We start from the raw sequence: 8,581 nt of genomic DNA, 5'->3' as shown, positions 1-8,581 counted from the left end.
AAACGGGAAGACAGAATTTACCCTAGATGCGTGAAGCACAAGGCGCGAAAATATCCCAATAAGAAAAATGCCAGTCAGCTTAACTGACTGGCATTAAGCAGGCGCTCCTCTTTTTTTGTGCTGAAGAGTGGCAAGCTAGTCAAATTTAAACTGCTGACCTCCGCCGCCGTGGCAGGCATATTGTTGAATATTAGCGCCGTCATCAGCGGACGGCCCTGCGACATCAAGACACTTACTGCTGTGGCTGGCTTTTAGCGTGAAAAAGCCATTACCCTGATCTTGCAGCCAGAATTTCTGTTTGGCTGAGTAATCACAACTGCTTTGGTTGATATTGGCACCATTGCTGGTGGCCCCACCACTGACAGTGATACAGCGATTGCTATGGTTTGACTTGATGGCGTAACTACCATCACTCTGATTCAGTAACGTCCATTGTTGCTGTTGGCCACTCCAGCAGCTCCACTGCTGCACATTGGCGCCGTTATTGGTACCTGCCGCGTCTAAACATTTGTTGGAGTAACTATTTCTCAAGCGGGTGGAAGACGGAGGTGTTGATGGAGTGCCGCCGCCACTATCGGAGCCGGTATAGAACTTAAAATTACCGGTGACGTGGAGCATGGCTAACATATACAGCGAACCGTTGTAATAGCGCCAATCACCAGTGGGTTGTGCCATAGCCCAGAAATCATTAAAGAAATCGTTGGCCATGCCAGTGCTGGTCGATGCCAACAAGGCCACTGCATTGGCGGCGCGTTGGCCTTCGCCGGCACAGCCTCGATTCTGATCGGCACCATAAGCGTAGGCTTGCTTGTAGCAGCCATCGCCGTTATTGGCTTTGTCCCAATTAAGGAAACCAAGGGCACTATTAATGGCGCTGATATGCCAGCTTTGGGCGCCCATCACGTGGGCATCTAATGCCACATTCATCAGCACCCGCCAAGCATCATATTCATACCAGTCGCCAGGCGTTGGTTGGCCACTGAAAATATTGCCAATGACTGGGCTGCCATCAAGTCGAGCTAAATAGGTGGGCAAATCCCAATGGGGGTCGCCAGATACTTTATTGAAGTGGTTTTTCAGGAAAGTTCGACTTTTAGTGGCGACGTTTCGCCAGTAGCTCTGTTCTGTTTGACTCGTTAGCCGGTCAGCAAAATAGTCATAAAATGCTGGGATGTGGTATGACGGATCGGTGAGGTTATCGATGTAGGGCGTAAAACGAATAATGCTGTTTTCCATCAATTTGTTTTTGATGGTTTGCAACATCACCTGAGCGTCCTGATAGTAATTGAACTCACCATTGCTACCCCATCTGGCATCGGCGTTGAGCAGGGCAAAGGCGAAATACTCTTCACCATCAGGCGCTGGCCCCTCATCGTTTTTGTAGACGTTGCCATTGCTATCGAATTTTAGCTGCCAAGCATAAACCCCTTGTTTCGCCGGATCGGAGTGATCATCAGGGTTCTTCATGTAGTTTTTGGCGAATCGCCAGAGATTATCGAATGCTTCTTGATCATCCATCATCACGGCAATCGTCATGCCCCATGATTGCCCCTCAGAGCGAATGTCATCACCGCCAACCGGATTGATGGCCCGAATGTAGTGGGCTTTGTACTGACCATTTTCAAAGTATGGGTAATAGAGTTGTTGTTGGCCGTTACTGCCAAACATTTTGTTGTAACCATCGGTTAGCTTCGAGGCGCCGTTGGTTTTGCCCATCTCACTGGCGAGGTTGCGGTACTGGCCTGATTGATAAGCGCCTTGGCTTGGTGGGGTGGCGTTAAAGGCGGCTTGGGCGCTGCATATGACGGCGCTCAGGGCAATCGCCAATGATTGCATTAATGCCCTTTGGGTTTTGATTGTTATCATTTTGTGAATCTCTTTGTGGGTTTGATTAAGCCTCAACCGTGCCCCCCTGAACGATATGGATCGCCCGACTTCATGCTCACGGTTAAGGATTTTTTATTATGGTCAAAATGACTTTATGGCAAAGGAGCTAGATCTCAGTTGTTAATTATTTGTTTGTTTTGAGGGTGATAGCGCTTTCATTTTGAATGCCTGAGATGCGCAGTGAGCACTTGTTGGGTTGTACCAACAGCGGTGACTTTGAAGCGGCTCACAGACTCTGTGGCTTAACTAATTTTGACAATAGCAAAGTGAAAATTCGTCATTGTTGCCAAGCGTGCTGATCCTAGTCTCGAAGATGGCATTAGTTGCTTAATAATTGCTCACGCTTGCTGATAGATAGGGAACTCAGAGATGAAATTGATTGTTTCAATGGTGATAACTTGCTTGGCTTTAATCGCGCATCCGGTCATGGCCAAAATCAAAATTGGTATGGCGATTGACGACTTGAGGTTAGAACGATGGCAAAAAGATCGCGACTACTTCGTTGCTAAAGCCGAGGCGCTGGGAGCCAAAGTGTATGTTCAGTCTGCCAATGGCAATGAAACAACCCAGATTTCCCAGATTGAAAACATGATTGCCCGCGGCGTTGATGTGCTGGTGATTATTCCTTACAACGGCGAAGTGCTTGGCAATGTGGTGCGAGAAGCGAAACGTGATGGCATTAAAGTGTTGTCGTATGACCGCCTGATTAAGAATGCCGACATTGACTTATATGTGTCCTTCGACAACGAAAAAGTGGGCGAAATTCAGGCCACGGCGCTGACCCAACTGCGCGATAGCGGCAACTTCTTTTTGATGGGCGGTTCACCGGTCGACAACAATGCCCACTTGTTCCGCAAAGGCCAGATGAATGTGATTCAGCCATTAGTCGATGCAGGTAAAGTGAAAATTGTCGGCGATCAGTGGGTGGACTCCTGGCTGGCGGAAAATGCCCTGAAAATTATGGAAAATGCGCTGACCGCCAACGATAACCAGATTGATGTGGTGGTGGCCTCCAACGACTCAACCGCCGGTGGTGCTATTCAAGCGCTGCAAGCGCAAGGCTTAGCGGGCAAGGTACTGATCTCTGGCCAAGATGCTGATTTAGCAGCGGTGCGCAGAGTGGTGGCGGGGACTCAAACCATGACGGTGTACAAGCCGATTAGTAAGCTCGCAGAGACATCTGCCGAGTTGGCGGTGGCGCTCGCCAAAGGTGAAAAGGTCAACACCAATGCCAAGCTCGATAATGGCAGCAAGCAAGTGCCATCGTTTCTACTGGAGCCGATTGCCGTCGATAAAAGCAACCTCGATGCGACTGTGATTGCCGACGGTTATCACAGCAAACAAGCGGTCTATCAGGAGTAATCGCTGGTGGTTCAAGCTGTTGCCCAAGTGCCTGATGATGCGGCGCAGCCATTGCTGCAGATGCGCGGCATCATCAAAGAGTTTTCTGGTGTCCGAGCGCTAGATGGTGTCGATTTGGCCTTGAGTGCCGGTCAGGTGTTGTCACTGTGTGGCGAAAATGGATCGGGCAAATCAACCCTGATGAAGGTGCTGTCGGGGATTTATCCGAGCGGTGAATACCAAGGTGAGATTTGGCTCGATGGCGCCCTGTATCAGGTCAATAACATTAAGCAGGCCGAACAGGCCGGCATTGCCATCATTCACCAAGAGTTGGCGCTGATTAAAGAGCTGACCATCCTAGAGAACTTATTCCTCGGAGATGAAATTAGCCAGTTTGGTGTACTCAATCACGCCGCGATGTATAGCCGAGCCGAGCAAATGTTGGCACGGGTTGGCTTAACCATATCGCCCGATACGCCGTTAGTGGAGTTGGGCGTTGGCCAGCAACAATTGGTCGAAATTGCCAAAGCACTGGCCAAGAATGCTCGCATCCTGATCCTCGACGAGCCGACTTCGTCGCTCACCGAATCGGAAACCGACGTGTTGCTAGCGATTGTCGAGCAGTTAAAAGAGCAAGGTGTCAGCTGCGTTTATATCTCGCACAAACTCAATGAAGTGTTGGCGATCTCGGATGTGGTTTGTGTGATCCGCGATGGTCTCCACATCGGCACCCGCGAAGCGCAGGGGTTAACTCAAGACGACATCATTACCATGATGGTCGGACGCGAATTAACCGAGTTATTTCCCTACGAGGAGCATGATATTGGCGACACCGTATTGAGCGTTGCCCATGCGTCGGCGTGGCATGGCAGCAACCGCCATATCAAGTTAGTCGATGATGTGTCATTTGAACTGCGGGCTGGTGAGATCCTCGGTGTTTCGGGGTTAGTTGGCGCCGGTCGGACGGAATTAATGCAATGTCTATTCGGCAGCTATCCGAGTCGCTATGAGCTTGAACTGACACTCGATGGCCAGCCGCTAGTGATCAAGTCGCCCAGTGATGCGCTGACCAAAGGCATTGCCATGGTGCCAGAAGATCGCAAACGCCATGGCATCGTGCCGGTGATGTCGGTCGGCAGCAATATTACCCTAGCCGGATTGGCTAGCTTTGGTAATTGGTTGGGCCAACTCAATGAAGCAAAGGAGCATGCCGCCATTGATGAGGCCATTGCTCGGTTGCGAGTGAAGACCGCTTCGGCCGACTTAGCGATTCGCTCCCTGAGTGGTGGCAATCAACAAAAAGCGATTTTGGCCAAATGCTTGTTACTGAACCCCAAGATCCTAATCCTCGATGAGCCAACACGAGGCATTGATGTCGGTGCCAAATACGAGATCTACAAGCTGATGTTTGAGCTGGTGAAACAAGGTGTCGCCATCATTATGGTGTCGTCTGAATTACCCGAAGTGCTGGGCATTAGCGACCGTGTATTGGTTATGCATGAAGGCAAGCTCAAAGGCAATTTAATAAACGATAACCTGACCCAAGAGCAGGTGATGGAATGTGCGCTGCGCAGTACGACGGAGAAGCAATAACATGATGCAATCGATGATCTCGCGGCTTAAAGCGATCAATTTGCAAACGCTGGTGATGGCGGGCGCCATTGTCGCGATTGCCATCTTTTTCAGTATTGCCACTGAGGGCGACTACCTGACAGCACGAAATGTGTCGAACTTACTGCGGCAAACTGCTATTACCGGCATTCTGGCCATTGGCATGGTGTTTGTCATTGTTTCGGCCGAAATCGATCTGTCGGTAGGCTCGATGATGGGCTTGCTCGGCGGCGTCGCGGCGATTCTCGACGTCTGGTACGGCTGGCCGCTGCCGTTAACGATTCTGGCGACATTGGCGGCGGGCTTGTTACTCGGTGCATGGAATGGCTGGTGGGTTGCCTATCGCAAAGTGCCTTCATTCATTGTCACTTTGGCTGGGATGTTGGCATTTCGAGGGATTTTGATTGGCTTAACCGGCGGTACGACGGTGGCGCCAACCTCCGAGGCCATGGGCATTATTGGCCAGAGTTATTTGTCCAGCACCTTGGGTTGGCTCATTGGTTGCGGCTGTTTGCTGCTGCTATTTGGTACAACTTTCCGCGGCCGGCAACAGCGCTTGCAGCATGGTTTGTCCGCCAAACCCTTGCCACAAACCCTGATCGGGCTGGCGGTTGCAATGGCAGCCTTGGTGACCTTGCTGTATGTGCTGAATGATTACCGCGGTGTGCCAACACCGGTGTTGATCCTTGCGGGCTTAATGGTGTTACTGGCATTCGTTGCCAATAAAACAGCCTTTGGCCGCCGAGTTTATGCTGTTGGTGGCAATTTGGAAGCGAGTCGCTTGTCGGGACTTCGGGTTGAGCGCATCAAGCTCGCCGTGTTTGCATTAAATGGTCTGATGGTTGCGGTGGCAGCCTTGATTTTAAGTTCTCGTTTAGGGGCCGGATCGCCGTCGGCAGGTACCATTGCCGAGCTCGATGCAATCGCAGCTTGTGTTATTGGCGGCACTAGTTTGGCCGGCGGTGTCGGCACTGTGTTTGGCGCTGTGCTGGGCGCCCTTATTATGGCCAGTCTTGATAACGGCATGAGCATGCTCGATGTGCCGACTTACTGGCAATACATAGTCAAAGGTTCGATTTTACTGCTGGCGGTGTGGATGGATGTTGCCAGCAAAGCCAAGCGTTAGCGCTGTAGCTGAATCGGTTCTGTTACGGCAGATAACAGCGCCGGTTCGGCCAAGTAAAATCCTTGCAGGTAGTCTACGCCCAAATCTTCGACGATCTCACATACCGTCGCGCTATGGACAAACTCAGCGACCGTTTCGATCTTCATATCAGTAAACAGCTTAACCATATTCGACACAATCAAACGCTGGCGCTCATTGCGGTCAATATGGCGGATCAGGCTACCGTCGAACTTAATGACATCCGGTGACAACGCTAGGATCTCATCAATATTTGAGTAGCCTGAGCCAAAATCATCAATGATTAACCGAGCGCCATGGCGGCGAATAGCAGAACAAATGTTTTTCAGATGGAGGTAATCTTCGATTTCTTCGGTTTCAACAATTTCAATCCCGAGCAAGTGCGGCGTTTTTAATCGTGAGATGCGATTGAGCAGCAACTGCATGGTGTGATCGTTTTGCAGATCCTGTGGCGCTAAGTTAATCGAATAGCGCTTGTCGCCACCGTCCATCAGGGTCAGCGCCTGATCAATGATGTGGCGACTCAAACGGCTGTAAACATGGGTGTCTTGGATGGGCACCAGAAATTCGCTGGGCAGAATAAATTGCTCGTGCTGATGAATTCGCACCAGACATTCGGTCGATACCTGCTGCCGGTCGCCGGCAGAAAAAATGGGGTGACCAAACAAAAATACCCGTTGCTCAGCTAATGCGGTATTGACCTGATACAACGCATTGATGTGATTCTGCACCTGACTAGTGGTGCCAGACAATTCATTGGCCGAGCACACCAGACTGTTCTTCTGACGCGCGCGGCGGCGCGCTTCATGGGCTTTCAGCACCAGCTGATTGGCGCGGCAATTTTCATTTGCTAGATCCGAGTAATCAGCAATGCCAGCGGTCAGGACCACGTTTAAAAAAGCGCCGTTGAGGTGCCCTGTTAAGTCAATCGGCTGTGCCTCTAATTCTTCAATAAACTGTTCTAGGGTATGGCCCAAGTATGGCGTCATATCACCGCTGACGCGCTGTAGCGTCAATACCCATTCGCTAGGGCCGGTATAGTAGACCTGACAGTTGGCTTCGAGCTCGCAAGCCCAAATTTGAATTTTTTTAGCGACGTGGCGCAGCGCAACATCGCCAATGTGATGACCATAAAACTCATTAATTGCCGCCAGATTGTTAAGCCGAATGGCAACGGCATGAGTAATATGAACACTGGTATCGCAAGCTTCTTGCAATGCCATGTAATTCGGCAAACCGGTCAGCGAATCGACCTTGAGCGATTGCAACAGTTGCTGATTCTTGTTGGCCACTTCGGTTGCTAAATCTTCGGTCATCGTCTCTAAATCGGCCAGTGAGCGGCGGATAATATGAAATAAGTGAGACAACGAGTTGTGGGCATCGTGGCGGGGGACATCGGGCTGTTTCGACGCCGGATCCTCGGATAGCGCCAGATAAGTCAGCGTGTGGTGCAACGATTGGGGCTGCTGGACCCCAGAGAATTCGCCATAGCAATAAAAACCTGCGGTTTGGGCTAACTCGGCAAACGGCTCCAGTTCATTGTGGCCAGGCTGATGCGCTAAGTTGGCGCGCGACCAGCAGTTGTAGATATAGATCGACTGCGGCTGAAATTTTTCCAGTTGCTGCAGGCTATCTTGTTTGTGTTGTGCGGTCAGCGATGGGTGGCTGTAAACAAACCAGACTTCCTCGCCTTCGGTTAAGCCATGGTCAAACTCGATACTGCCATCATGATGAATTCGGATTGGCGTTAATATCGTGTATTCGCGCTGATCGCCAACCATCAACGGAAAATCGCTAATGGCTTCCAATGACACTTTCTGACCATTATTTAGATAGCGGCAGTATTGATCGTATGCGGTGCGACCGCCGATCTTATAGACTCGGTTACCAGCGGAAAAGCCAACGCGATGGGCGCGGCCAATTGGAAACCAGTCCGACAAACCATAATTCACCGCACTCAGCTCTGGTGAGCTCAAACTAATGGCGATTGCCGCTCGGTGATGGATGACGCCGTTCAGCAATAGCCAAGAACCGGATGGGATCGGCACGGCCTGACCGCCAGCAATCACAATGTCGTGTTCGAGCGTTTGCATGCCTTGCCAGAACAGTTCGCTGTTAAACGAAAAGTTATCCACCAGAATCAGCAGTACTTTGGTGTCCTGATTGACAATGTTGGAGGCGATTTGCTGTCCTGCTTCATACAAATCGTCCGTCATTGGCTGCCAACTGGCGGCAAGTTGGGTGGTTTCAAACCAGCTAACGATGACGGTGATGCTGTGAATTTCGGCATCGGCATTGACCAGGCCTTGTTGGCTGCTGGCGCCGGTGATCAGCGCATCGGGCAAGTGTTGCGCAATGGTGTTGGCATATTGCTCAACATTGCTGGTGTACTCATAAGCATATAGTTGCACCAGAATCGCAGATGGATTGACTGGTGCTTGAGCGGCAGTGGCCGTGAGCCACTGATTGAGATGATCAATGGATTCTATATGACAAGACTGGGTATACACGATGGCTCGATCCGTAACACATCAACAGATACTGGATTACAGAGGATAAGCCTTGGTTGCCAAATTGTGCAGTTGCCGGATCACTGTT

The 8,581-nt window shown here is 50.7% G+C and carries 5 protein-coding genes; 3 read left to right on the top strand and 2 right to left on the bottom strand.

Annotated elements, in window-relative coordinates; translation table 11 throughout:
* Positions 1-135 precede the first annotated feature (135 nt).
* Positions 136-1,866: a glycosyl hydrolase family 8 gene (locus tag IC617_RS13380; protein WP_191145493.1), complete on the bottom strand. Its 1,731-nt coding sequence runs from the start codon at positions 1,864-1,866 to the stop codon at positions 136-138.
* A gap of 390 nt (positions 1,867-2,256) precedes the next feature.
* Between IC617_RS13380 and xylF the strand changes: the two genes are divergently transcribed.
* Genes xylF through IC617_RS13365 form a run of 3 tightly spaced genes read left to right on the top strand, consistent with a single transcriptional unit; the run spans position 2,257 to position 5,965 of the window.
* Positions 2,257-3,249 (top strand): D-xylose ABC transporter substrate-binding protein, encoded by a 993-nt coding sequence (xylF, locus tag IC617_RS13375; RefSeq protein WP_191145492.1) that lies wholly within the window; start codon positions 2,257-2,259, stop codon positions 3,247-3,249.
* A gap of 6 nt (positions 3,250-3,255) precedes the next feature.
* A complete protein-coding gene (locus tag IC617_RS13370; RefSeq protein WP_369410404.1) occupies positions 3,256-4,821 on the top strand; it encodes a xylose ABC transporter ATP-binding protein in 1,566 nt (521 codons plus the stop codon).
* 1 nt (position 4,822) lies between these two features.
* Positions 4,823-5,965 carry a sugar ABC transporter permease gene (locus tag IC617_RS13365; RefSeq protein ID WP_191145491.1) on the top strand — a complete coding sequence of 381 codons (1,143 nt, stop codon included), beginning with the start codon at positions 4,823-4,825 and terminating at the stop codon, positions 5,963-5,965.
* Here the strand turns inward: IC617_RS13365 and IC617_RS13360 are convergent.
* Positions 5,962-8,493 (bottom strand): bifunctional diguanylate cyclase/phosphodiesterase, encoded by a 2,532-nt coding sequence (locus tag IC617_RS13360; RefSeq protein ID WP_191145490.1) that lies wholly within the window; start codon positions 8,491-8,493, stop codon positions 5,962-5,964. The two genes, IC617_RS13365 and IC617_RS13360, sit on opposite strands and share 4 nt — an antisense overlap.
* Positions 8,494-8,581: the final 88 nt, after the last annotated feature.

Origin of the sequence: Neiella litorisoli (assembly GCF_014773395.1) — a bacterium.
Classification (GTDB): Bacteria; Pseudomonadota; Gammaproteobacteria; order Enterobacterales; family Neiellaceae; genus Neiella; species Neiella litorisoli.
Note: the sequence above shows the minus strand (reverse complement) of the source record. Positions and strands in the feature narration are given on the sequence as shown.